Origin of the sequence: Dyadobacter sp. (assembly GCF_017744695.1) — a bacterium.
Lineage (GTDB): Bacteria > Bacteroidota > Bacteroidia > Cytophagales > Spirosomataceae > Dyadobacter.
This window is the reverse complement of record NZ_JAGIAS010000005.1, coordinates 124564-150038: the sequence shown is the minus strand read 5'-3', so window position 1 is coordinate 150038 and position 25475 is coordinate 124564. Positions and strand designations below refer to the sequence as shown.

At 49.5% G+C, this 25475-nt stretch carries 23 protein-coding genes; 8 read left to right on the top strand and 15 right to left on the bottom strand.

The window, feature by feature from the left end; genetic code table 11:
* Nucleotides 1-39: 39 nt before the first annotated feature.
* A complete protein-coding gene (locus J7619_RS19030) occupies nucleotides 40-1902 on the bottom strand; it encodes a glycoside hydrolase family 2 protein (RefSeq protein ID WP_291202067.1) in 1863 nt (620 codons plus the stop codon).
* Nucleotides 1903-2081: 179 nt separating this feature from the next.
* Here J7619_RS19030 and J7619_RS19025 point away from each other — a divergent pair, with 179 nt between their 5' ends.
* Both J7619_RS19025 and J7619_RS19020 read left to right on the top strand, forming a co-directional pair.
* Nucleotides 2082-3173, top strand: a complete 1092-nt coding sequence (locus tag J7619_RS19025) for an isoaspartyl peptidase/L-asparaginase family protein (protein WP_291202064.1) — start codon at nucleotides 2082-2084, stop codon at nucleotides 3171-3173.
* Between the two features lie 90 nt (nucleotides 3174-3263).
* Nucleotides 3264-4370: a T9SS type A sorting domain-containing protein gene (locus J7619_RS19020; RefSeq protein WP_291202061.1), complete on the top strand. Its 1107-nt coding sequence runs from the start codon at nucleotides 3264-3266 to the stop codon at nucleotides 4368-4370.
* 161 nt (nucleotides 4371-4531) lie between these two features.
* Here the strand turns inward: J7619_RS19020 and J7619_RS19015 are convergent, their stop codons facing one another.
* Nucleotides 4532-5443, bottom strand: a complete 912-nt coding sequence (locus tag J7619_RS19015) for an alpha/beta fold hydrolase (protein WP_291202058.1) — start codon at nucleotides 5441-5443, stop codon at nucleotides 4532-4534.
* 196 nt (nucleotides 5444-5639) lie between these two features.
* On the opposite strand from J7619_RS19015, the gene epsC reads away from it, so the two are divergent.
* Nucleotides 5640-6473 carry a serine O-acetyltransferase EpsC gene (gene epsC, locus J7619_RS19010; protein WP_291202055.1) on the top strand — a complete coding sequence of 278 codons (834 nt, stop codon included), beginning with the start codon at nucleotides 5640-5642 and terminating at the stop codon, nucleotides 6471-6473.
* Here epsC and J7619_RS19005 read toward each other — a convergent pair.
* The gene (locus J7619_RS19005; RefSeq protein WP_291202052.1) at nucleotides 6466-7059 is read right to left on the bottom strand and encodes a TetR/AcrR family transcriptional regulator; all 594 of its coding nucleotides are present in this window, start codon (nucleotides 7057-7059) and stop codon (nucleotides 6466-6468) included. The genes epsC and J7619_RS19005 overlap by 8 nt on opposite strands.
* A gap of 205 nt (nucleotides 7060-7264) precedes the next feature.
* A complete protein-coding gene (gene ppk1, locus J7619_RS19000; protein ID WP_291202049.1) occupies nucleotides 7265-9364 on the bottom strand; it encodes a polyphosphate kinase 1 in 2100 nt (699 codons plus the stop codon).
* Between the two features lie 142 nt (nucleotides 9365-9506).
* On the opposite strand from ppk1, the gene J7619_RS18995 reads away from it, so the two are divergent.
* Nucleotides 9507-10529 carry an aldo/keto reductase gene (locus tag J7619_RS18995; protein ID WP_291202046.1) on the top strand — a complete coding sequence of 341 codons (1023 nt, stop codon included), beginning with the start codon at nucleotides 9507-9509 and terminating at the stop codon, nucleotides 10527-10529.
* 117 nt (nucleotides 10530-10646) lie between these two features.
* Here the strand turns inward: J7619_RS18995 and pyrE are convergent, their stop codons facing one another.
* Complete coding sequence (pyrE, locus tag J7619_RS18990; RefSeq protein ID WP_291202043.1) at nucleotides 10647-11288, bottom strand: orotate phosphoribosyltransferase; 642 nt, start codon at nucleotides 11286-11288, stop codon at nucleotides 10647-10649.
* Between the two features lie 2 nt (nucleotides 11289-11290).
* On the bottom strand, nucleotides 11291-12595 hold the full coding sequence (locus J7619_RS18985; protein WP_291202040.1) for a hemolysin family protein: 1305 nt from the start codon (nucleotides 12593-12595) through the stop codon (nucleotides 11291-11293).
* 101 nt (nucleotides 12596-12696) lie between these two features.
* Between J7619_RS18985 and J7619_RS18980 the strand changes: the two genes are divergently transcribed.
* Nucleotides 12697-13386: an NUDIX hydrolase gene (locus J7619_RS18980; protein ID WP_291202037.1), complete on the top strand. Its 690-nt coding sequence runs from the start codon at nucleotides 12697-12699 to the stop codon at nucleotides 13384-13386.
* An 18-nt stretch (nucleotides 13387-13404) separates the two neighbouring features.
* Here the strand turns inward: J7619_RS18980 and coaD are convergent, their stop codons facing one another.
* The 4 genes from coaD to J7619_RS18960 all read right to left on the bottom strand — a co-directional run bounded on the left by coaD (nucleotide 13405) and on the right by J7619_RS18960 (nucleotide 15885).
* Entirely contained in the window at nucleotides 13405-13887 is a 483-nt protein-coding gene (gene coaD, locus J7619_RS18975; RefSeq protein WP_291202034.1) for a pantetheine-phosphate adenylyltransferase, read from the bottom strand.
* A gap of 11 nt (nucleotides 13888-13898) precedes the next feature.
* On the bottom strand, nucleotides 13899-14804 hold the full coding sequence (locus tag J7619_RS18970) for a DUF3822 family protein (RefSeq protein WP_291202031.1): 906 nt from the start codon (nucleotides 14802-14804) through the stop codon (nucleotides 13899-13901).
* A 36-nt stretch (nucleotides 14805-14840) separates the two neighbouring features.
* A complete protein-coding gene (locus tag J7619_RS18965; protein ID WP_291202028.1) occupies nucleotides 14841-15386 on the bottom strand; it encodes an NUDIX domain-containing protein in 546 nt (181 codons plus the stop codon).
* 76 nt (nucleotides 15387-15462) lie between these two features.
* Complete coding sequence (locus J7619_RS18960) at nucleotides 15463-15885, bottom strand: CBS domain-containing protein (protein ID WP_409012754.1); 423 nt, start codon at nucleotides 15883-15885, stop codon at nucleotides 15463-15465.
* A gap of 158 nt (nucleotides 15886-16043) precedes the next feature.
* Between J7619_RS18960 and J7619_RS18955 the strand changes: the two genes are divergently transcribed.
* Complete coding sequence (locus tag J7619_RS18955; RefSeq protein ID WP_291202022.1) at nucleotides 16044-17471, top strand: ATP-dependent RecD-like DNA helicase; 1428 nt, start codon at nucleotides 16044-16046, stop codon at nucleotides 17469-17471.
* A gap of 6 nt (nucleotides 17472-17477) precedes the next feature.
* Here the strand turns inward: J7619_RS18955 and J7619_RS18950 are convergent, their stop codons facing one another.
* Nucleotides 17478-18431: an L-threonylcarbamoyladenylate synthase gene (locus J7619_RS18950; RefSeq protein ID WP_291202019.1), complete on the bottom strand. Its 954-nt coding sequence runs from the start codon at nucleotides 18429-18431 to the stop codon at nucleotides 17478-17480.
* 170 nt (nucleotides 18432-18601) lie between these two features.
* Here J7619_RS18950 and J7619_RS18945 point away from each other — a divergent pair, with 170 nt between their 5' ends.
* Together J7619_RS18945 and J7619_RS18940 are read left to right on the top strand one after the other, a co-directional pair.
* Nucleotides 18602-20341, top strand: coding sequence for a GMC family oxidoreductase (locus tag J7619_RS18945; RefSeq protein WP_291202016.1), 1740 nt, complete (start codon nucleotides 18602-18604; stop codon nucleotides 20339-20341).
* Nucleotides 20342-20370: 29 nt separating this feature from the next.
* The gene (locus tag J7619_RS18940; protein ID WP_291202013.1) at nucleotides 20371-21006 is read left to right on the top strand and encodes a gluconate 2-dehydrogenase subunit 3 family protein; all 636 of its coding nucleotides are present in this window, start codon (nucleotides 20371-20373) and stop codon (nucleotides 21004-21006) included.
* A gap of 71 nt (nucleotides 21007-21077) precedes the next feature.
* Here J7619_RS18940 and J7619_RS18935 read toward each other — a convergent pair whose 3' ends face one another.
* The 4 genes from J7619_RS18935 to cdaA all read right to left on the bottom strand — a co-directional run bounded on the left by J7619_RS18935 (nucleotide 21078) and on the right by cdaA (nucleotide 25442).
* Complete coding sequence (locus tag J7619_RS18935) at nucleotides 21078-22691, bottom strand: ABC-F family ATP-binding cassette domain-containing protein (RefSeq protein WP_223404239.1); 1614 nt, start codon at nucleotides 22689-22691, stop codon at nucleotides 21078-21080.
* 138 nt (nucleotides 22692-22829) lie between these two features.
* Nucleotides 22830-24104, bottom strand: coding sequence for a WD40 repeat domain-containing protein (locus tag J7619_RS18930; RefSeq protein ID WP_291202007.1), 1275 nt, complete (start codon nucleotides 24102-24104; stop codon nucleotides 22830-22832).
* Nucleotides 24105-24272: 168 nt separating this feature from the next.
* Entirely contained in the window at nucleotides 24273-24536 is a 264-nt protein-coding gene (gene rpsT / locus J7619_RS18925) for a 30S ribosomal protein S20 (protein WP_019944067.1), read from the bottom strand.
* A 102-nt stretch (nucleotides 24537-24638) separates the two neighbouring features.
* Nucleotides 24639-25442, bottom strand: coding sequence for a diadenylate cyclase CdaA (cdaA, locus tag J7619_RS18920; RefSeq protein ID WP_106595126.1), 804 nt, complete (start codon nucleotides 25440-25442; stop codon nucleotides 24639-24641).
* Nucleotides 25443-25475 lie beyond the last annotated feature (33 nt).

The window sequence follows — 25475 nt, the reverse complement described above, 5'->3', positions numbered from 1 at the left end:
GGAACGATCCGGGCTATTTCGTGTAATGCATTACCTGACTTACGGTTTCAACTTCACAAACGAAGGATCGTAAAGCTTCGAATGGATCTGTTTCAATTTCGTCTCAGGGAATTTGATCACCTTCCGGTCGTAGGTCATCAATCCGTTGGTTTCCACCTCCACATCTGTCGTCTGAGTGTAAACCGCCGCTGAAAGTCCCTTTTTGATCAACGGCTCGAAACGGTTGATAAATGTTTCATAGCGGTTGTAGAGCTCCTCCTGATTTTTGAAACTTTGATAACCCCAGTTATCTTTCTGTTGCCAAACGTGCTGGTCGACCGGCAAACCCAATCCTCCAAACTCTCCCAGAACAATGATCTGCTTCTGCCCGAACAAATCAGGACGCGGCATAACCGGCGCAGGGTAGTTGTGCAAATCGATAATGTGGCCCACCGGCTCGAAGTTACCGCCACTGGCGCTGTTCACCAGGCGTGAGGGGTCGTACTGCATTGTCCAGTTGGTAATTTCGGCGGTTTTAAACTGCCCCCAAGCCTCATTGAATGGCACCCAAACCACGATCGACGGGAAGAAACGGTTGGCGTCCATGATCGCCTTCCATTCGGTCTTGTAAATGTTTTCAGACTCCGGCGTACGCTTTTTGTCCGTTTCATTTCCGGTAATACCCGGACGCATTTCCCAGTTGTTGCCAAGATCGCCGCTCGGCATATCCTGCCAAACGAGCATACCCAATTCATCGCAATAGCGGTACCATCTCGCAGGTTCTACTTTCACGTGCTTCCGGATCATGTTGAAGCCCATTTCCTTGGTCTTGACAATGTCAAACTTCAACGCCTCATCGGTAGGCGCCGTGTAAAGGCCGTCTGGCCACCAGCCCTGGTCGAGCGGGCCATACTGGAACAGGAACTTATTATTCAAAGTCATGCGCTGGATGCCGTTCTCATCCACCTGCACACCGATTTTACGCATAGCTGCGTAGCTTTTCACCTCATCTACCACCTTTCCGTTGCGGGTAAGCGTCACGGTCAGGTTGTAAAGGTTAGGCGAATCGGGCGACCAGAGTTTCGCGTCGCTGATATGCAGCGTAGCCGGCTGGTTAGGCGCTACTTCTTGTTCTGCAACTCTGTTCACACCGTCCCAGACCGCGATTTTCACCTTGTCGGTCGCCGCAGCGCTTGCTACCTCCGCATTTACGGTAAGTGTTTGTTTATCAATATCAGCTACCGGGGTAACCTTGGCAATATGGCTGGTCGCAACCGTTTCAAGCCAAACAGTCTGCCAGATACCGGTCACCGGGGTATACCAGATCCCATGCGGGTTCTTGATCTGCTTGCCGCGCGGCTGAGGGCCGTCGCTGCTCGGGTCCCACACTTTAACGACGATTTCCTGTTGTTTTTTCTTCACAAGCAGGTCGGTAATATCGAAGCTGAACGGGTCGTAGCCGCCCTGATGGCTTCCCGCTGGTTTACCATTCACGAAAACTTCGGCTTTCCAGTCCACAGCCCCAAAATGGATCAGCACACGCTGGTCCTTCAATTTCGGTGCAAAATCGATTAAGCGCTGGTACCAGAGAATGCTGTCCTTACCTACCGTTTTGCCCACACCCGACAATGCGGATTCCACCGCAAACGGGACTAATATCTTGCCATCGAAAGTAGAAGGTTTGGTGTCGCCTGCACTTTGGGGAACGATGGCGTAGTTCCACAAGCCGTTGATATTCTGCCAGTTTGGGCGCACCATTTGCGGACGGGGATATTCCGGGAGCGGATTTGCCGCAACCACTTTTTCCGCCCATGGCGTCACGATCTTGCCTTGCACATACTTCCATTCGGCAGCTTGCTGCGCATGGGCCGGACCATAGAGGCTGCCCAGAAGAACTCCCAGGCTAAGCACTACTTTTTTCATCAGTTTTCGGTTTTTAAATAAATTTTAATCAGAACTACCAAAAGTAGCACCGGAATATGCTCTACTGTTAAAAAAACGCGCTTTTCAAGCTTCCAGAACCTACTCTACCCATTATCAGTCTGATAGGGATATAGGATTTTAGTTGCTAGATTTGAAATCATCACTCAAATTACGGTTTCATGAAAAAGCTTTCCTTTACCCTGCTGATGGCGCTGTGCGGCGTGTCGGCATTCGCACAAGACTTCTCCGACAAGATTACGCTCGTCATACACGGGGGCGCGGGCACCATTACGCGCGCAAACATGAGCCCCGAACGCGAAAAAGCTTACCGCGAAGGACTTGACCTGGCATTACAAAAAGGTTATGAGGTCCTCAAAAAAGGCGGCACCAGCGTGCAGGCCGTCGAAGCCGCTATTCACGTCATGGAGGATTCTCCGCTGTTCAATGCAGGTAAGGGAGCCGTATTTACCAACGAAGGCAAAAATGAACTGGATGCAGCGATCATGGAAGGAAAAACACTGAAAGCAGGTGCAGTAGCAGGTGTTACAACCATTAAGAATCCTATTTCAGCGGCCATCGCAGTGATGGATCAATCGGTTCATGTGATGATGGCCGGCAGGGGTGCCGAGCAGTTTGCCAAAGAGAAAGGGCTGGAAATCGTCGACCCGTCGTACTTCTACACCGAAGCCCGGTATAAAGCACTGGAGCGCGCGAAAGCACAGGAAAAAACCGAGCTGGATCATAATGCGAAGGAGGAGAATGGAGGAAAGGAGAAAAGGGAAGAAGGAAAAGTTAAAACTGCACCGAAGACGGGTTTCAAATCCGTTGAAGACCTGATTTTTACAGAGGGTAAGAAGTTTGGCACGGTAGGCTGTGTGGCGTTGGACAAATACGGTAACCTCGCGGCAGGAACCTCTACCGGCGGAATGACCAACAAGCGGTATGGCCGCATTGGTGATGCGCCCATTATCGGCGCGGGGACTTACGCCAATAATGCGACCTGCGCAGTTTCGGCAACGGGCCATGGCGAGTACTTCATTCGTTCCGTCGTAGCCCACGATATTTCGGCTTTGATGGAATACAAAGGAATGTCCCTGGCCGATGCTGCGAACGAAGTGGTGATGAAAAAACTCGTCGAAAGGGGCGGCGAAGGCGGCGTGATAGCGGTAGACCGGAACGGCAACGTTGCGATGCCGTTCAACAGCGAGGGAATGTACCGGGGCTATATCAAAAGCGATGGAAAACGTGAAATATTGATTTATAAGGACTAACAGTTTGTTTTAAAGAAGCCATACAAAAACGAGCGTTCCACACGTTTTGAACATATACTTTGTAACCTCACGGCTTCTTTTCCTCTATATATGGAATCAGTTTACCGCATTCTCTTACTGGTCCTGCTTTCGGCGACGTTTGCAGAAGCCACCCACCTGAAAGGCGGGGAAATTATGGTGACCTATATCTCGGGACAGACTTATAAAATTGGAGTAAGGATGTATCTCGATCCTAACAGCGGCGGCCCGGCAGAATCAATGAGTAACATTCAAGTATGCATGGGGGACGGCAATGTTATCGACGTACCGCGTGTGGCTATTGACCCCGAAGTATTGCCTGGAAGTGCGACTGTTCATAAGTATGAGACTAATTATACGTTTAGAAGTGCCGGCATTTATCAGATATCCGTCGCGAATGAGCATCGCGGTCCTAATATTACAAATCTACCCGACGCATTAGGAACCACCCAATTCATATGGACCGTCATTGACACTCAGCAGCAGAATTCCACGCCGGTATTACCTTATCTCAACTTCGAAGCAGGCGTCCGCCAGGTTTTCTCCATTGATCTCAAACCAACCATAGCCGACAATGACAGCATGATTGTCAAAGTGGTGCGCCTGAGCAGGCCATCTCCCGGAACCTGCGGTGTGCGGATGTTGGATCACAGTTATAAATTCCCGAATGAGATTAGTGCCACCGGAACATTCAAAGTAGATGCTACGCAGAAAAAGCTGGTCTGGACTGCGCCCGAAGTGGCAGGCAATTACCTTTTTGCAATGGTAGTTACCGAATTGCGCGACGGCATTAAAATCTCTGAAAGTTATCGGGAAGGAATGGTAACCGTGATCGACAGGCCGGGAGAGACAGTTGAAGTTCCTCCTTACGAATCCTCGGAGTATGGTGGTGTAATCACCTCCACGCCGGTTGTTTCTTCCCCGGAGGTTTCCATGGCCATTCAGGCATATCCCGTGCCTACCGAGAATTTCGTGACCGTGAAAGCGTACAGCAAACAGCGGGACATTATCCGTCTGCAACTCATCGATATGAATGGCCGCGTTCTGACAGAAATTGCAAGCAAGGCACCGGAAATTGCCGTACAAGAAGTATTTGATATGCGAAGCCTTGCGCGTGGCGTCTACCTGATCCGCGCAAGCAACGCGAAAGACTCCGCGACCCAGAAAGTATTAAGATAATGTCGCCTGCCTGTAATGGTATCCGGCGTCAATGTCGTCCTATGCAGTATAGTTGTTTTAGGTGAAATACAATTTCACGTATTACCATAGGTTAATTATTAAATAGAAAAGCGGCAGGTCCTGTGATCTGCCGCTTTCTTCTTGAATGCCTCTTTGGTCAGCTATTCATTTCCCATGTCGTCGCCCTTCGACTCCAGTGCGGTGATCTTATCCCGAAACAGCCTGCTTTTCAGCAGCATTTCCTTGATCATTGCAGCATGTGAAAAGGTAATCATATGGCCCGCATTGTAAAGGAAAATATATTGGGCACGTTTGCTCTTGATATGTTTTTTGGCAAAATCGATATTCGACGGATCGGCGATCCAGTCGTTGCCGCCCTGGATCACTGTGGTGGGGACGCTGAGCTGCTCCCAAACCGGCAGCATTTTGCGCAATTCGGCAGCGTGGCTGTATTTCTCGGCAGTAGCCGCATTGAACGCACTGGGCAGGAAAAGCTGCACGAAACTCATTCTTCCCCATTTGGAAAACCAGAAAAAACGTTCTGTTTCCGGATCGATTACCGGCGATACCATGATGAGCTCTTTCACCTTGTCGGGCGCCATGGAAGTCAGCCGGGCTGCAATGGGCGCCCCGTAGGACCGGCCCAGCACAATCACTTTCTGGTCACTTTTATTGAGCGAGAACACAGGGAGCAATGCATTGGCCTGCGTCTCGATCGACGTTACATAACGCCTTTTTTTGAGCCGCGATTTACCATACCCCACCCTGTCGACCGATACGATATGGAAATGCTTTTGCAGATCCTCATCGTCCATCAGGTTCATGTATCCCCACAACGATCCGGGAGCGCCGTGAATGAGCAACAGCATCGGGAGCGTATCAGGCCCCATGCTGGCCAGCGAGAGTGAAAGTGTGTCGTTCTTGATGAAAATTTCCTTCGGCTTGACCTTCTTATCTGCATAATGCCTCCGCACTTCCTTGGCTGAAATAATGTACCGCGAAAAGCAGGAGCTCAGTGAAATGGATAAAGAAAGGAACAGGATGACCGAACGAAGTAATTTAAAACTTAACATACGCCGTAGAGAATCTTGCCTTATTTCCTAAATTCACAGGATATTTCAATATACGATATTATCGGGAGAAAAAACTGATGAATGGCCTTTTTAAAAAAGAAGATACCACTCTCAAAATTTTTCAGTGCATTTCGTTGTTGGATATTCAAAAGCAATGCCAGTAATGGTTTAACGGTATCGGTTAACCTCTATTTTAATGACAACCACCCAGCAAGCACTTTTTTTTGAGCGCCTGTCCGCGCAGAACGAAAAATACCGGTACAAGCTGCCTTCCAGGCAGGATGCGGGGAAATTCATCCAGAACCTGATCAATTTTCTCTTCCCGATCAGCAAGGATTGCCCGAGTTGCCCGGCCAAGGATCTTGCCATGAAATATGCCGATTTGCGCCGCGACCTGGACTGCATGCTGCAACCGCTTCTGCCTCAGCTCGAACGCGATACAGAGGAAATATTGGACGAAGTGTTTGCACAAATCCCCGGTATTTACGAGTCGCTTCTCACTGACGCCAAATCCATTACCGACAACGACCCCGCCTCCGTAAGCATCGAAGAGGTGATTTCGGTATACCCGGGGTTTATGGCCATTGCTACCTACCGCTTTGCACACTCATTTGCGAAAGCCGGTATCCCGCTGCTTCCGCGTATGCTCACCGAGTTTGCCCACAGCCAGACGGGAATCGACATTCACCCCAACGCAACCATCGGCCATTCGTTCTTCATCGACCATGGCACGGGCGTGGTGATCGGGGAAACGACGCATATCGGCAATAATGTAAAATTGTATCAGGGCGTTACGCTCGGCGCGACGCACGTTTCGAAGTCGCTCGCATCACACAAGCGGCACCCGACGATTGAAGATAATGTGGTGGTATATGCCAATGCGACAATTCTGGGAGGAGAAACCGTGATCGGCCATGACTCGATCATCGGCGGGAATGCCTGGCTAACGAAAAGCGTACCTCCATTTTCACTGGTTTATCACCAAAGCAAAATAGAGATACGCCAACATTCTTCGCCTTCCGTTACATAATGCTCCGGATGAACCTCCGGATGCCTTCCATATACACAGGTTCGGCCTGTGGAAATGCGTAACGAGGCTGGGTGGTCATGGTAATGCTGATAAACCCGAAGGTAAGGCACCACCATTCGTAGTAAGTTTTGGTAACAAGCTCTCCCGATTTCGGGCGGAGCCTCGCGATCATTTCCCAAACCGGGTTATCCTTGATGCTCATCGCCTGTGAATAGGCCTTCTTCGAATCGCAATAAGCGCCTTCGAGATTGAACATCACCTGGAAAACTTCCGGATTTTCGACCGCGAAATGCCAGATTGTCTGCGCGACCTCTACCAGTTGTTTCTGAGGGTTGCTGAAATGCCCTTTTATCTTTACAAACTCCGCCTGCAAATAGTCGAAACCTTCCATGCGGATGGCTTCCAGGAGTTTGTCTTTACTTTCGAAATACTCATAGAGAATAGGCGGGCTGTACTCAATTACATCAGCAATTTTGCGAATCGAAACAGCCGTCCAGCCATCCTCGCGGGCTATGTCCTTGGCTGTCTTCACGATGTCTGAGCGTACCTGTATTCTAAGCCGCTCTCTTCGCTCTACTATTCCCATGCTTAAAAATGTCTTTTAGGATTGATTCAGAATGATGTGATTCAAATATAATCATATACCCCTTACACTTCAAGACCAAGCAAGCGGTGACAACGAAAAAAGTCCTTCAAAATTTCTTTACCTTTTCTACAAATGCCGTCCATTAAATCTGACAGCCGATTCAGAAATTTAATGCTGATAAAATTTTTTTAAGCCGCCGGAAAGCTTATATTTCTGAACGTCGCGAGAGCCCGTTTCGCTCAATTTTCTCCACTAACCGGTAGTTTGCTTCCTGCGCTCGCAGTTTGCCGCGAGCATCGTCGGCAATGCGCAAATTGTTTTGATAAAGGTCCAGTCGTACCGATTTCTGGTTGTCGTTCACATAGTTTCGAAGCACAGTCCGCATCTGGTTTTTCAACGTTTCATCCAGCACCGGGAAACAAATGTCGATCCGCCGGTGCAGGTTCCGGTGTGTCCAGTCGCAGGACGTAAGGTAAATCTCGTCATTCCCACGGTTGCCGAAATGGAATATCCGCGTGTTTTCGATATACCGGTCGACATGCCTGCTTACCACGATATTATCGCTGATAGACGGCAAGCCGGAGATCAGCCCGCAGCTCTCGCTCACGATCACATGCACGGGCACGCCCGCCTGACCGGCCTGATAAAGCTTGTCGATCAGAATATGATCCTGCAACTGGTTGATTTTGATAGTAATGAAAGATTTGAGCCCTGCATTGCAGTTGGCAATCTCCCGGTCCATCAGGTCAAGCAAACGCTTTTGAAGATTGAACTGGGTAACCTGTAAAGTATTGAATGGAAGATATTTATACTTTTTGGGTTCGTCCTGTGTGGACAAGTATCCAAAAAGCAATTCCAGTTCATTGGTTAGTTCACGATGCGAAGTGAGCAACGCGTGGTCGACGATCTCCCGGCTTGTTAGCCGGTAAAAACCGCCTGTACCCAGGAATGCATAGCGCTCCCACCCTTTTTGCACCTTGCGTTTCACCAATGCCATTTTTGCATGCACTTTCAGGCCCGGAACACTCAGCACGATCTTGACTCCCGCATCGCGCATCTTTTTCGACCATTGCAGGTTTTCCTGAATATCCAATTTAGTATTCAGTTCCACATATGTCGTCACACGCTTCCCGTTTTTGGAAGCGCTGATGAGCGAGTTCAGGATAAATGAATTGGGACTGATCTTATACAACGAAACATGGATCTCCCGCACGTGCGGATCCACGGCTGCCTCGTTGAAAAACCGCACGATCGGTTCGTAGGATTGGTAAGGCAAATGCAGCATCTGGTCGGCCTGCTGAATGGCCTCGAAAATCGATCTCGTCTCCTCCAATTCAGGATTCTGGACCGGTCGCTGATAGGGATAATCGAGCCGCCGGGATACGACCGGAAACTTGGCAAGGTCCTGCATGAACAGGTAATCGCCGCGCTCGTGGAAGTCGTTCATCGGAATCGATACCTTCCCCACCAGGTATTCCCGCACGTACAATGGCATCCCCGACTCATAGAAATACTGGGAAGGCTGCACAAAATTCCGCTTTTCAAGCTGTTTCAAAATGCGTTGGGCAACCTGTATCGGGTAGTCGTCCTCTATCGTCAGCTCTGTTTCCCTTTCAACTCTCAATGCATAACTTTCCTGGATATTATAGCCCGGAAAAAGCACCGGCAGGTTCTCGCGGATTACATCTTCCAAAAAAGCGACATGACGCTTCCCCTCCCATTCGGGCAATTCCAGAAAACGGCCATAAGGCTCAGTCGGCACGTTCACCGACGCATACCAATCCTCCTCGGCATCTTCCCTATGCTGCATCCGCACGATCAGGTACAATTGCTTGGATTCAAATGCAGGTGTTTTAAGCGTGCGGCGGCTGTCGAGGAACACCGGCTGCAAATACCGGAACAACTTATCGAGAAAAAAACGCCTCACAAATGTGGCATGTTCGGACACGAAAGTTTCGCGGTAATACAAATGCACACCCTGTTCGATCAGCGTAGGCAGGATACCCGAAATCAGAATATCGTTAAATTCACGGAGCTGGTTTTCAACCGTTTCATAAACGTGTTCGAGCAATGATTCCGGAAAAATGTTCAGTTTGGAGCGGATGTCGTTGCTGACTTCCCCCATTGCGAGCAGGTTCGGGATGCGTACCCGATAGAACTCCTTCGTCTGGTAAGCGTAAACACCCAAAAATCGCAACCGCTCCCTTACCGGTACCGTTTCATCGTTTGCTTCCAGCAGCAACCTGTAATTGTTCGAAAGCCAGCTTAGATTGGTATCAAAGTAGGGATAGGCAACGTCGATCATTGAGTGTGGTGTAAAAGATCCAAAATTTGGTACAATATAAATACATTTGGCGGGTAAGGGTATAACTTTGCGATACAAAAAGCAACGTTGTCGGCTAAGTTTAAAAAGCTATATCCTCATTTAAAATTATCATTAGATCACTATGCGTTATCAACTATTAGGCCGCTCGGGTTTACGGGTATCGGAAGTTTGCCTTGGAGCGATGACGTTCGGAAAAGACTGGGGCTGGGGAGCGGACAAGCATGAAAGCTTCAAAATTTTCGAGGCCTTCGCCAACGCAGGCGGTAATTTCATCGACACTGCGAATCGGTATACCGAGGGCACCTCGGAAAAATATGTGGGCGAATTTATCGAAACCGACCGCGACCATTGGGTATTGGCGACCAAATTCACGCTCAAAGACCGCAACGATGACCTGAATTTTGCCGGTAACCACCGCAAAAACATGATGCGGTCGGTAACATCGAGCCTCAAACGCCTGAATACCGAGTATATCGATCTGCTGTGGGTACATATGTGGGATAACACCACTCCTACCGAAGAAGTAATGCGCGGCCTCGACGACCTGGTAACCCGCGGATTGGTGCACTACATCGGCATTTCCGATACACCGGCCTGGATCGTCTCGCAAGCCAATACCATTGCCGATTTTCGCGGCTGGAATGCATTTGCGGCCATTCAGTTTGAGTACTCGCTGCTGCAACGTACACCCGAGCGCGACCTGCTCCCGATGGCAAAGGCGCTCGACCTTGCCGTAACCCCCTGGGGAGCGATTGGCGGCGGCGCGCTCACGGGCAAGTACCTGCGAGGTGAGTCCGGCCGCGTGCCCGACCACAGCACTCGCAGAAGCGAGCACAGCAGCCTGATTGCCCAAACGGTGGTGGATGTAGCCGCAGACCTTGGCGTAACCCCCGCACAAGTGGCTATCAACTGGACACGCCACCGCGACCAGGTCATGATCCCGATCATCGGGGCTTCCAAAGAGAGCCAGCTCGTGGATTCACTCGGCTGCCTCGACTTCCGCCTGCCGGAAGAAGCCCTGCAAAAACTACATGAAGTAAGTAAAATTGAACTAGGCTTCCCCCACGAATTCCTGAAATCCGACGGGGTGAAGGAAGAGGCGTTTGGGGGATTGTACGAAAGCCTTGATAATCATCGGGGGTAGCATGCTATAAGCTATAAGCTGTAAGCCGTAGGCTGTAAGCTAAATGCATGTTATTGCAAGCTTATGGTCTACGGCTTAATGCTTATAGCTTATAGCTTAAAGCCTACTACTTATCGCCTATTTCCCCCACTGTTCCGGCGCTATTCTCCATTTAGCGAGGCTTTCCTGTTGGGAAGCGTCGATATAATTATGCTCCAACGCCACGTCGATCAGTGCATTGTAGTTGCTAATCGTGTGAAGTTCCACGTTCTTTTCGGTGAAGTTGTTGGCGGCTACCTGGAAACCGTAGGTGAATATCGCCACCATTCCCGCTACTTCAATACCGGCTTCGCGCAGGGCGTCCACTGTTTTCAAAGAGCTTCCTCCGGTCGAGATCAGGTCTTCCACGATCACTACCGACTGCCCTTTTTCCAGTCTGCCTTCGATCTGGTTACCCATTCCGTGCTTTTTCGGTTCCGGACGTACGTATGCGAATGGCAATTCGAGCAGGTCGGCTACCAGTGCACCCTGCGCGATACCTCCGGTGGCTACACCTACTACTGCCTGAGCATTAGGATATTTTGCACGGATCAGCTCAGCCAACGCCTTTTTGATAAAAGTGCGGGTATCAGGGTACGACAATGCCACGCGGTTGTCACAATAAATCGGCGAAAACCAGCCTGAACTCCATTGGAATGGCTTTTCGGGACTGAGTTTGATGGCCTGCGCTTCCAGAAGCAGCTCGGCGATTCGTTTGGTAATATCCAGATCGTTCGACATTATTAATCTTCGGATTCTTGCTGTTTATTATGGTTGGTTACTAAAAGCTTGTCTATGCGGCTGCGGTCCATATCAATGACCTCGAACTCGAACTGTCGCCAGTTGAACTTCTCGCCTGTTTGGGGAATGTTTTCCAGCACGTGCAGCACGAAACCACCGAGGGTATTAAAGCCCACCAGCTCCCTGCGCTCACTTTCCTGGATATTGATATTGAAATACTGAATGAAATCATCGAAAGGCAACTGCGCGTCGATCAGGTAACTGCCGTCCTCGCGCTTCACGATTTCAGAAGCTTCCTCTATATCCTCGGAAATGTCGCCTACCAACGCGTCCATAATGTCGTGCATGGTCACAACGCCCAGCGTACCGCCGTATTCGTCGACGATAATGCCGTAATACACGCGCTGCTCTTTGAACTTTTCGAGCGCCTGGTAAGCGCGGTTACTTTCCGGCAGATAAACCGGATCGCGCATAATGGTATTCAAATGTCCCATTTGCACTTCGAGGTCCGTAGCAATCAAGTCTTTAACATACACCAGCCCTACGACGTCGTCGACATTACCGCGGCAAACCGGATAAATGGAATGCCTCGAATCGAGAATTTTCGCCTTGTTTTCCTCGACGGTATCTTCGAGATCCAGCCAGACGATTTCCTGCCGATTGGTCATCAACGAAGTTACCTTGCGGTCTCCGAGCTGGAACACGTTATGGACGATCTCCTGCTCGATTTCTTCAAAAACGCCCCCCGATGTACCTTCCTGGATCAGGCTTTTGATTTCCTCTTCGGTCACCGCATTCTCGGTCTGCTTGATATTTAAAACCCGGATGATCAAATCACTTGAAAAGCCCAACAAGGCAATAAACGGGGCCGTCACTTTCGAAAGCAGGTTCATGGGCGTAGCCATCACTTTCGAAATGGCTTCCGGATTCGACATACCGATCCGTTTGGGGACCAGCTCCCCCAGCACAAGCGACAAATAAGTAATCACCACCAGCACCGTACCCACCGCGAGTGAATGCGCGTAAGGCACCAGCTCGGGCACGCGGGAAATAATTTGCTCAAAATCGGCGGTTATGTTGTCACCACTGTACATACCGGTCAACAAACCGATAAGCGTAATGCCGATCTGAACGGTGGAAAGAAATTTAGTAGGTGAATTCGCGAGGTTCAATGCTGCTTTCGCGCTCGAATCGCCATTCTTGGCTGCTGCTTCCAGGCGCGATTTTCGGGAGGAAACCAGTGCTATCTCTGACATGGAAAAAAGGCCATTGAGCAGCACCAGAAGTAGAATTATAAGGAGTTCCAAGAACTGTTTAGTTGTTACAAATACAAATTTATCAATAATAATCTCTGCCTAAACTAAACTCTTTACTTAATTTTGCGATCCATTCACGTACCCATTCCAAAATGATCATTTTTTTCGACGACCGTCCAGTCAGAATTGTACGGACCAATCAGTTGTCTGCCGCCGAAACATCACGTTTTGAACACATCGTAGATCTCAGGCTTGAAAAGTTGCAGAGAAGCATGCTGACAGGTCACGTCCTGTTCCTGAATTCCACCACTACCAGTGCCATTCAGGTGATCCAGATGCTCGAAAAGGAATTTCCGAAAGAAATGCTCTCCATCACCATGGCTACCCGCGAAAAAGCGGAGGTGGAAGACCGGATTAAGGCGCAATACAAGGTGATCAAGGCTGCCGGCGGCGTGGTGGTGAAGGATGGCAAATGGCTCTTCATGTACCGTCGCAAAATGTGGGACCTGCCCAAAGGCAAGCTCGATAAAGGCGAAAATTCCAAGACTGCCGCTACCCGCGAAATAGAGGAAGAAACCGGCGTGAAAGCGCTGATCCGTGACAAAATCTGCACGACCTGGCACACCTACACGCTCAACAACAGCCGTATTCTCAAACGTACCAAATGGTACCTCTTCGATTGTCTGGACGATTCGCAAATGAGCCCGCAGGCCGAGGAGCAGATCGAAAAGCTGGACTGGTATGAACCGGCAGACGTGAAACCGCTGCTGATTCAATCTTACAGCTCAATCCGCTACGTGATCGACAGCCTGAATAAGATCCATAATTTGAAGGAATCCTGAGAAAAGCAGTCAGGACATTCAGATGTTCTGTTCTGCCTTTTTTAGTTCAGATAAAGAATAGGGTAGAAAATTGTCCACGGCCTGTCCGTAACGGTGCAGGTCGCGGATAATGCTCGAACTAATCGGTGCAAGTTCAGGCGACGTGATCAGGAAAACGGTTTCGATTTCCGCATACAAATATCTGTTTACCTGCGAAATACCGTTTTCATATTCAAAATCGGTCGTATTTCTAAGGCCCCTCAGCAGAAACCTCGCGCCCAGTTCACGGGCAGTATGGGCGGTCAGATCGTCGTAGGTAATGACTTTCACATTAGGCTCCGAGGCGAACGTCCTCTCGATCATCTCCTTCATCACTTCCAGCGGAAAATAGCGCTTTTTAGTCGCGTTATTACCAATTCCGATCACCACCTGATCGAACAGTCTCAATCCGCGCAGGACAATATCCTCATGCCCTTTGGTAAATGGATCGAAGGATCCCGGAAATAATGCGATGCGAGTCATAGGAGGGTATGTTAAGACGAGATAAGATAGGTATTGAATAATCCGAAATACCGGTGACCGGGTACTTCCGCGCATTGCGGGCTGTATTTCAGCGTTGTCGGCCGGGTACCCATATGCAAGTTCGGGAAAAACCTGGAAAGCTCGTGGTACGAATCCGAAGTCGGAGCGATTTCTCCGTAACAGAGTACCTTGATTTCCTCCGGCAGGATATTCAGCTGGCTTAGCGTGAACAGGATAATGTAAGCAAGCTCCTGGACCTGAGCATATTTAAAGCGGTTGCAAAGCAGTAGTTGCTGGCTTTCGCTCACCACCAATGTGAAATGGTCTTTTTCAAAATACAACGACATCATCCGCATTTCCTGGTGCTCCACGTGGTTCACCAGCGAACCGATTGCCAAGGCACTGGTAAGATGATAGAATGTGACTGTCGATGAGCTGAAATGGTTCACGACCCAGTCGTACCAAAGCTCCTGAATGCTGAAAACATTTTGTGCGTGCACCAGCGGCAAATCATGCCAAAGTACCTTCTCATGCTTCGAAACCGGGTTACCCAGGGCAAAAGAAAGATATTCGTAAGCCGATTCCGGTTGGAAAAGCACGTTAGGCACGAGCGTGAACGCGTGCGAGTTCACCGTCACCCTGACATTGTTCCAGTTGTTGGACGACCACGACAAGTGTCCGCTGAAAATCCGTTTCAGCCGCTCGAAAATTTCAGCAGGTGTGAGTGCATTCTCGAAGAAATAGTCTTCCAGCCAGATGCATTCCATGTTCTCATCCTTCACAATGCAGAAGCGGATACGCCGCTCATCCAGCTCAATACAGAGCGTGCAAAGCGGAATACTGGCCGCATCGAAGGAATTATCTCCTACCAACAGCGTCGGAATAACTTCTATTAACTGGTTTTCAGAATTTGCCACGTCGTCGGGTGGTGTTGTTTAATGTTTATGCCGGCGCTAGTTCCCGGAAATATACTTGTTGAGTTCAAAAATTCCTGCCAGCGAGCCGGCGATGTTCAGGATGCGGTGCCGCTGCTCAGGTTTGAAGGCGGCAATTTCCTCCCAGCTCAAAAAACGGACCTCACGGATAATCTGCCCGTCGGCCGCCAGTTCCGGGTCGAAACCGGACATCAGGTTTCCCTCAAAGGATTTGATTTCAAAAAACAGCTCTATTGCGTGGAGCGGATCGGCAATATGCTCGTTTACAAACAATAGCTCCCCTATCGTAACGTCCAGGCCCGTCTCTTCCCGAAACTCCCGGGTCAATGCGTGCTCCGCCGTTTCGCCGAAATACACGCCACCACCGGGAGGCGACCAGAACACACCGTCGGACCCGTAAAGCGCCTGGTTCACAAGCAATATGCGGTCTTCATGCACGCAAATCCCGCACACGCGCACACGCACGAAGCCTCCGTAAATAGTCCCTATGTCTGCATTCAGCGCTTGCAAAACCCGTTTTTTGAACGAACAAAGATAACCATCCGACCAAAATAGGCAAGACATAATTCTACCACCCCGCTTCGGGCAGGGCCGCTACGGGTGTTCAAATGGCAATTCTGCTTCAAAATAGGAAGTAGGATCAGGAGTACGGGCTTCCGGAAATATAGCTTTCGAGCGTGTTAATATGCTCTTTCTGCTCGTGAATGATTGCCGAAACGATGTCATTGATCGAAATGATGCCTACAAGCTGCCCGTCGCGGTTCACCGGCAGGTGGCGGATGTGTTTATCCGACATGATCTGCATACATTCCTCGATCTTCTCGTCCGTCTCCACGGTAATCACCTTGCTGGTCATTACGTCGCGGATCAGCGTGTCCCGGGAGCCGCGTCCCTGCAAAATCACTTTGCGCGCATAGTCGCGCTCGGAAAAGATGCCGATCAATTCGTTATCTTCAAGTACCAAAACTGCCCCAATGTTTTTCTCGGCCATGAGTTCCAGAGCCTCAAACACGGTGTTGTCCTGCGTAACCGACCAAATCGCATTGACAGGCTTGTTGCCCATTACATGTTGTACCAGCATAGATGTTTAGGTTTGGGGATTTCGAGATAAAGGGAGTCTAATATAAGGATTTGACCTTATAAAATCCAATAAAATATGAGTATTATTTTGTAAAAGAATCCCGTTTTTGATAATCAAAATCCTTGCGTTAGATTCGTTCCATGGACACCGACAAACTTTTGCCTTCCCAGTTACTGCGCAGACAATTCCCTTTCAGGCCCACCGATGGTCAGCTTCGTTTTTTCGAGCAGGCCAACGATTTTCTGATCGAAGAAAAGGGCCTGGAACGTTACAGGGACTGTTTTTTACTCAAAGGTTATGCAGGAACGGGCAAAACGACGATCATCAGCACGCTCATTAAAGTATTGAAAAACTTCGGCTATAAATCGGTGCTGCTGGCGCCCACCGGCCGGGCGGCGAAGGTGATGTCGGGATACTCCGAAAAGATCGCGCTCACGATCCATAAAAAGATTTACAAGCAGACAGCCGATGCGTTTTCAGGAACATTGACTTTCCAGCGTCAGAAAAACTATCACGACAATACCCTGTTCATCGTCGATGAAGCCTCGATGATCACCGACGATGCCGATTTCGGGAGCCGCAGCCTGCTCGCCGACCTTGTTGAATTTGTATTTGAAAACCCAGGAAACAAGTTAATGCTCGTCGGCGACACAGCCCAGCTCCCTCCCGTCGGGAAGGATTTAAGCCCCGCACTGGATGGCGATTACCTGGAAAGGACATTCTATATGTCTGTGTTTCAGGAGGAATTAAAGGAAGTGATGCGCCAGGACGAACAATCGGGTATTCTTTTCAATGCGACGCAGCTTCGCAACCAGCTGGGTGCCGAGGCCGCAGACATTCACATTACCACCCGTTCCTACCGCGATGTTTTTAAAATGACGGGCGAAAAACTGGAAGAAGGCCTTCGGTATGCTTATGATAAGTATGGTACTGAAAACTCCATTATTCTGACGCGCTCGAACAAGGCTGCGGTTCAATACAATCAGTACATCCGGCGGGTTATTAATTTTTCAGAGGAAGAACTCGACGCTGGCGACCGCCTCATGGTCGTCCGCAACAATTACAACATCCTTGACGAAGATTCCCCGGCCGGCTTCATCGCCAACGGAGACTTCGTGGAGCTATTGAAAATCCGTAAAACCCAGGAAATGCACGGTTTCCGGTTCGCCGACGTGACCTTGCGCCTGACGGACTATGAAAAACAACCCGAATTCGATGCGAAGATTTTTCTCGACACTTTGCATTCACCGTCGGCGTCGATGTCCGCAGAGGACAATAAGAAGCTGTACGAGAGCGTGCAGCAGGATTACTTTTATATCAAATCCAAAAAAGACCGCGTCGAAGCATTGCGGAAGGACCCTTACCTGAATGCATTGCAAGTCAAATTCGCGTATGCGCTCACATGTCACAAGGCGCAGGGCGGCCAGTGGAGCGCCGTTTTTATAGATCAGGGCTATTTACCGGAGGAGCAGATCAATACAGAGTTTGTCAGGTGGCTTTATACTGCGATCACCCGCGCCACCGATGAGGTTTTCCTGATGAATTTCCACCAGCAATTTTTCAAATAGCCATCATCATGCAGGCACCGAAGCACGTTGCAGGCGGTCGTTAATCGCCAGGCCCAACCCACTGGACGGCACCAGCTCCGCCTTAATTTCCGACACCGGTAATGCGTCCAGTTCACGCAGGTACGCAAATAGGTTATGTGCTGCTTCCTTCAAATCGCGGCGCGGGCTAAGTAAGCGCTGGTATTTCCGGTCGGCTCCTTCCAGGTACTTGTCAAACATCAAATATCCCGTTTCTGCGTCACCAGGCACGATGTCATCCCTTCTGTAAAGATGCAGCGGCTTTCTCGGCGCATAATGACTTTTAAGCATTCCCGGGGCCTTGGGATCAGAGGTGGAATGCGGCATGAGAACTACCGGCCCGATCAGTGATTCGATTTCATTGATGTCAAGACCTCCCAACCGGTAAACGATCGTTTCGTCATTTTCAAAACCCAATATGGTCGACTCGATCCCTACCTCACATTCGCCGCCATCCAGTATGTAGGGAATGCGATCACCAAGCTGCTGCTCGACATGTTCGGGTTTGGTCGGACTGATATAGCCAAACGGGTTCGCACTCGGCGCTGCAAGGGGAAAACTTAATTCCCTCAACAGTTCGAGCGTCAGCGGATGATTGGGCACCCGCACAGCTACTGTATCCAACCCCGAGGTAACCAGATCGGGTACAATATCCTTTTTGGGCAAGAGCAGGGTTAGCGGTCCGGGCCAGAACCGGCTGGCCAGTGCCCTGGCCTTTTCGGGGATGTCGGATACGTAAATAGCCGCTTTCTCGATGGAATCAGTATGGATAATGAGCGGGTCGAACGCGGGCCGGTTCTTTGCTTCGAAAATAGAAAGTACCGCTTTTTCGTTCAATGCATTGCCCGCCAGGCCATAAACGGTTTCGGTAGGAATGGCTACTAATTCGCCTTTTATCAGAAATTCTTTTGCGACTTGAAGGTCGCTACCGGTGACTGCCAAAATATCATTCTGTTTTTAAAACACAAAAATACAGCGGCGCGGAAGAAATCCGAGTATCCGCATTTAGATTGTTTTTAAATAACCCCGGAATGTCGGAAACTTGGCGCTGCGTTACCTGATACGTGTTTATATTTAATGGTTAAATAGTACTATCTAAACAACCCTTTACTATGTTTCAAATCAAAGAACAACCTACCGTTTTCGACGTCGCGATCATCGGCTCGGGTGCGGGAGGTGGAATGGCAGCTTATCAACTTGCCAAAGCGGGTGCCAAGGTGGCTCTTTTGGAAGCAGGGGGATATTTCGATCCTGCCGATCCAAAATACATTACCCAGCTGAAATGGCCTTACGAATCGCCACGTCGTGGCGCAAGCACCCACCGGCCTTTCGGTGATTTCGACGCAGCCTGGGGTGGATGGGAAATCGAGGGAGAGCCCTATACACACAAAAACGGAACGCAATTCGACTGGTTCAGGTCCCGTATGCTGGGTGGCCGCACCAACCACTGGGGCCGTATTTCCCTGCGTTTCGGACCGAAAGACTTCAAACGAAAGAGCATTGACGGCCTTGGTGACGACTGGCCGATCAGCTATGACGACGTAAAACCTTATTACGATCAGGTCGATAAGCTGATCGGTGTTTTCGGGACCGTTGAGGGCCTCGACAACGAGCCGGACGGTATCTTCCTTCCTCCGCCAAAGCCACGTCTGCACGAGCTTTTTCTCAAACAGGCCGGTAAAAAAGCCAATATCCCGGTAATCCCGTCGCGATTGTCGATCCTTACCAAGCCGATCAACGATCAGCGCGGCGTTTGTTTTTATTGCAGCCAATGCTCGCGCGCGTGCCAGGCCTATGCGGATTTCTCGTCTTCGTCGGTATTGTGTATTCCTGCGATCAAAACCGGTAACGTAACCTTGATCAACAATGCGATGTGCCGCGAAGTATTGACCGATCCTTCAACAGGACTGGCAACCGGCGTATCGTACATCGATCGTGAAAAACTGACCGAGCATACTATTAAAGCGAAAGTAGTTGTTCTTGCAGCCAGTGCAGCGGAATCATCACGCCTTTTGCTTAACTCGAAATCAGCCCGTCACCAGAACGGTCTGGCCAATTCCAGCGGCGTGGTAGGACGTTACCTCCACGATTCAACCGGTGCCTCGCGCGGTGCATTCATGCCTCACCTCATGGACCGCAAGCGCTACAACGAGGACGGCGTAGGCGGTATGCACGTGTACACCCCGTGGTGGCTGGATAACAAAAAACTCGACTTCCCGCGTGGTTACCATATTGAGTACGGTGGTGGTATGGGTATGCCGAGCTATGGTTTCGGTTCAGGTATCGAGAACCTGAATGGTAAATATCCTACCAAAGCGGGCGTAACCAAAGAAGCGGGCGGCTACGGAGCTTCACTGAAAGAAGACTACCGTCGTTTTTACGGTGCCAACATCGGCATGGCCGGCCGCGGCGAAGCAGTGCCTGACTATAACAATTACTGCGAAATCGACCCGAATGTGGTGGATAAATTCGGTATCCCGGTATTGCGCTTCCATTACAAATGGTCTGACTACGAGATCAAACAGGCGAAGCACATGCACGATACCTTCGAAGAGATCATCCATGCATTAGGTGGTGTTGCAAGCGGGACCAAGCCGGGCGCGGACACCAATTACGGCCTTGCAGCTCCGGGACGTATTATCCACGAAGTAGGAACGGTACGTATGGGTGACGATCCGAAAACATCTGCCCTGAACAAGTTCTCGCAAGCGCACGACGCGAAAAACGTATTCGTCGTAGATGGCGGTTCGTTCGTATCCCAGGCAGACAAAAACCCGACCTGGACGATCCTCGCGCTGTCGATGCGTGCTTCCGAGTACATTATCAACCAGGTTAAACAGAAAAATATCTAACATTTGAACCCTGTTCAAATCATAAGCATATGAAACGCAGAGATTCATTAAAGTCATTGACCCTGAGCTCACTGGGAATAGCCGCATTGAGCCCTCAGGTGGCCCTTGCCGAACAGCGGGACCTCGAAACGCAAAATCCGCCGGAAACCCCGCTTAAAATTCCGGGAGGAAGAACAAAAGAAGAGGCGATCCGCGATGCGAAACTAGCCAAAGAAAAATTCCTGACGGCTGCCGAATTGGCCACTATCAAGGTTTTAGTAGATATCATCATTCCAGCAGACGCCACATCGGCCAGCGCATCCCAGGCAGGCGTGGTCGAGTTCATCGACTTCATTGTGAAGGATATGCCTCAGCACCAGACGCCATTGCGCGGTGGTTTGAGATGGCTGGAAAGAGAGTCGATCAATCGCTTCGGTAAAGGATTTACACTGGCTACCAAGGCGCAGCAGATCCAGATCGTGGACGACATCGCTTATCCTCAAAAAGCGAAGCCTATTCACAGCCAGGGCGTAGCATTCTTCAATTTGATGCGTAACCTGACAGCCTCCGGTTTTTATACCTCCAAAATCGGCATTGCCGACCTTGGCTACAAAGGCAACACGCCGAACGTTTGGGAAGGTGTTCCGGAAGATGTATTGAAGCAATATGGTTTGAGCTACGATTAAGCTTTGCTTAAAACAAGAAACAGCCCCGCCTCTATTCGAAGCGGGGCTGTTCTTTTATGAATTAGTTCAAATCAATACAATTTCTGACGCTGCTGTTTCACGGTTTCGTCCGTCAGGAACTCGTCGTAAGTCATCAATTTGTCGAGGATTCCTTTTGGTCCGATCTCGATAATGCGGTTCGCAACGGTTTCCACAAACTGGTGATCGTGCGAATAGAACAACAGGCATCCTGTGAAGTCGATCAAACCGTTGTTCAACGCGGTGATCGATTCCAGGTCGAGGTGGTTGGTAGGGTCATCGAGCACCAGTGCATTCGCACCCGAGAGCATGGTGCGTGAGAGCATACAACGCACTTTCTCACCTCCGGAAAGCACTTTCGCCTTTTTCAATGACTCTTCGCCGGAGAAAAGCATCCGACCCAGGAAGCCTCGGATAAAGCTTTCGTCTTTCTCGTCGGAATACTGGCGCAGCCAGTCAACCAGGTTTAGATCCACGTCGAAAAACTGTCCCGGGTCTTTCGGGAAGTAGGATTTCGTAATGGTAACGCCCCAGGTAAAGTCACCTTTATCGGCCTTATCCACCTCACTTACGATATCAAACAATGCACTGATAGCCAAAACATTCCGGCTTACAAATGCAATTTTATCACCCTTATTGACTGTGAAACTAATGTTATCGAACAGTTTGGTTCCGTCCTCAGCGGTTTTGGAAAGCCCTTCTACACGCAAAATCTGATCACCTACCTCACGCTCGGATTTGAAAGCGATGTAGGGATATTTGCGGGACGACGGCTTGATATCATCAACAGTCAGTTTTTCGAGCAATTTGGCGCGGGAAGTAGCTTGTTTTGATTTCGAAGCATTCGCACTGAAACGGCGGATGAAGTCTTCCAATTCCTTACGCTTATCCTCCGCCTTTTTGTTGGCATCCTGGCGTTGCTTCAAAGCCAGCTGGCTCGATTGGTACCAGAATGAATAGTTACCCGAGAACAGTTGTACTTTGCTGAAATCGATGTCCACTACATGCGTACAAACCTCATCGAGGAAGTGACGGTCGTGGGAAACCACGATGACCGTGTTTTTGAAATCTGCCAGGAAGTTTTCGAGCCACAACACCGTTTCAACGTCAAGGTTGTTGGTAGGCTCATCGAGCAGCAGCACATCAGGATTACCGAAAAGTGCTTGCGCGAGCAGGACACGTACTTTATCGTTCGCATTCAGATCGCCCATTAGTGAATGGTGCAGGTCTTCGCCCAGACCCAGGCCGCTCAAAAGCTGCGCGGCTTCTGTTTCAGCTTCCCAGCCATTCAAATCAGCAAATTCGGCTTCCAGATCAGCGGCTTTTTCGCCGTCCTCATCGGTAAAATCCTCTTTGGCGTAAATGGCTTCACGCTCTTTCATTACTTTATAAAGACGCTCGTGGCCGAGGATTACCGTGTCCATGACGGTGTATGCATCGAACTCGAACTGGTCCTGTTTCAGGAAAGTCATACGCTCGCCAGGGTTCATGCTTACATTACCGGTCTGCGGCTCGATTTCACCTGAAAGAATTTTCAAAAAAGTGGATTTCCCGGCTCCGTTAGCGCCGATCACGCCATAGCAGTTACCAGGGACAAACTTTATATTTACTTCGTCGAACAATACCCTTTTACCGTATCGCAGCGATACGTTCTGAACCGTAATCATCTGTAAATTGATTATTTATGAATGAGACCGCAAAATTACAAAAATCAGGCCGATTTAGCATCCTTGGGCAAACTAAATGCAAACAAAACAGGCCGGTAACAAACCGGCCTGCCTATTAAAATCGGGTATTTTGTGCGATCAGGGGATTACGCGCAAAGTATGCGCACCTTTGGCTACGCTCACTTTCGCACCCTGTTTTTTCAATGCCGGCGTATCACCCTTGCTAACCGACCAGAATTCGACACCGCCATTGCCACTACCGTATTCGAGGTATTCAAACACGGAAACTGCCAGATTGGAGCCGTCCTTGTCGAAAGCTACACTTTGCGGGTAAATGCCGTCGAACGGATAATCCGCCACTTTGGTCAGTGCACCGGTTGCAGCTACTTTATATAATGTAAGAGAAGCACCTGTTCCTGCGCCTGCTTCCGCCCATGGCGAACCGCTTTTGCCTGCATTCGCAGTTACGAGCAAGGCACCATCGGGGCTCAATGCGAACGAGCCGGTGTTCAAACCAACTGCTGCCTGGCCAGCAACTTTGTGCTCAACGGCGCCGTCCATCGAGAAATCGACCACGAAAACTTCGCCCTCGCCAGCACCTTTACCCTGAGGACCTTTGGCATCGAGAACGAGGTAATGCTTGCCGTCGGCAGTAAACCTTCCGAAGGTAGGATCTACGCCTACTTTTACGGGTTTACCGACCATTTCTACGTTTTTCAGCTTTCCCGCCTCGCGGATCACTTTGTATAAGCCTACTTCATTGGAGTTGTCGAGGCTAAATGCGATGAAATCGCCTGATGGATGCCACGAAATGTCGACAATGCGGTTAGTGCTGTCCAATGCTGATGGCAAGTTCAGAAAACGTGCAGGCTTGCCGTCAGGGCCTGCCTCGATGAACACGAGCTCCTTGCCGGTATCATTGGTCGCCAGGATCAATTCATTCTTATTGACGTCGATAGAAGTCGGCTTTTTACCAACCGGAAAGCCAAACTTAGCTTTCGGTGCCGCCAGGTTGCTGATATCGACTACAAACAGCTTCTCCCCTGCCGGAAATTCTTTTGAAAGGTCTTTGTATTCGCCTATGCCATCTTCCGGTCTGATCCGGTTTTCAAGCACGAATGCGAGTGTTCCGGTCGGCGATACGGCCAGTGTTTTGGAGTATCCCAGCGCCGAATTCGATACCAGCGCGGTTCCCAGGCCTTTGCTACCCCTTTCGATCGGGAATTTGATGGTAGTTAGCTGGTCTTTCGATGTGTTGTCTCTTAATAGCTTGCCATCAACCAATGCGGAAGCTGCCAGATCGGCATCAGACACTATAACCAGACCACGGGCATTGAAGGTGATGGGTGATTGAGCTAACGCCGGAACACTTCCCAACGCAGCCAAACCAGCAAATAATGCAACTTTCTTCATGGAAAAGAATTTAAGTTTTAGGTGGTTTGAACAATTTAAGCTTACACCAAAAGAACCTTGCAGGGGCATTTATACCCGTGCAAGGTTCTTTTCAGAATGCGCAATATACAATAAAAAGAAAAACCCCGGCAAGCATTTGCCGGGGTTTCGGGTCACAGGAAGTAAAAATTACGCTGCAACAGCAAGTCCGTTGACGAATTTCGCCAGTTTAGACTTCTGATTAGAAGCTTTCTTCTTGTGGATGATATTTTTCTTTGCCAAACGATCCAACATTGAAGATACAGTTTTGTAAACTTCAACAGCTACTGCCTTATCAGTCGTTTCACGCAATTTCTTGATGTATGAACGGGTAGTCTTGTGCTGGTAACGATTACGCAAACGCTTAGTCTCGTTAGCGCGGATTCTTTTTAAAGCTGATTTATGATTTGCCATTGGTAATGAATATTTTTCTATTTCTCATTTCGGTCTGCAAAAATAGAAATTGCTTCCCAAAACGCCAAATTTCCTTGCAAAATATATTTCGTGTAAATAAACTTATTTAGGCATTCGCTGTACATCCGAGGCCAGGTACTCCTCAATACGCGATTCCAGCTCGTTGTATGGGATATTGCTGTGCAGCTCCCCTTCCACCGCCAAAGATATCTTGCCGGTCTGCTCCGAAATCACAATCACGATCGCATCCGTGGCCTCGCTCATACCCATCGCAGCACGGTGCCGAAAACCCAGTGAAGACGGCACATCTACACCATCGGCAACCGGCAACACGCAGCGCGCCGCTTTCAGAACACCATCGACAATGATCACCGCGCCATCGTGCAGTTCGCTGTATTGGTTGAAAAGCGATACCAGCAACGGCTTGGAAACGCGTGCGTCCAGCATTTCGCCGGTTTCGACATATTTCCCCAGATCGTCGCGCTTGTTCAGCACGATCAATGCCCCCGTAAAGTTTGCAGCGATGGTCTTGCTCGCGTCGATCACCTCTTTCAGGTTTTTTACTTTGAAATCCATCATCGAATTGCCGATGAACTTTTTCAGGAAACCATTATTGGTATAAATAGTCGACTTGCCGATAATCAGCAGAAAACGCCGGATCTCCTGCTGGAAAATCACGATCAATGCTACCGCACCGACGCCCATAAAGTATTGCAGGATGGCTGTCAGTAGACCCAGCCCGAGCCCTTTGACCACCAGATAGAAGACGTAAACGAACAAATATCCCAGAAAAACCCTGCTTGCAATACTTCCCCGAACTAGGGTATATACCTGATAAAGAAGAATGGACACTAAAAAAACATCCAGGATATCAGCCCAATTGATGTTCAGAAAACCCACACGCATACGAAAGGTGATATTTTAGAGCGACTAAATTAC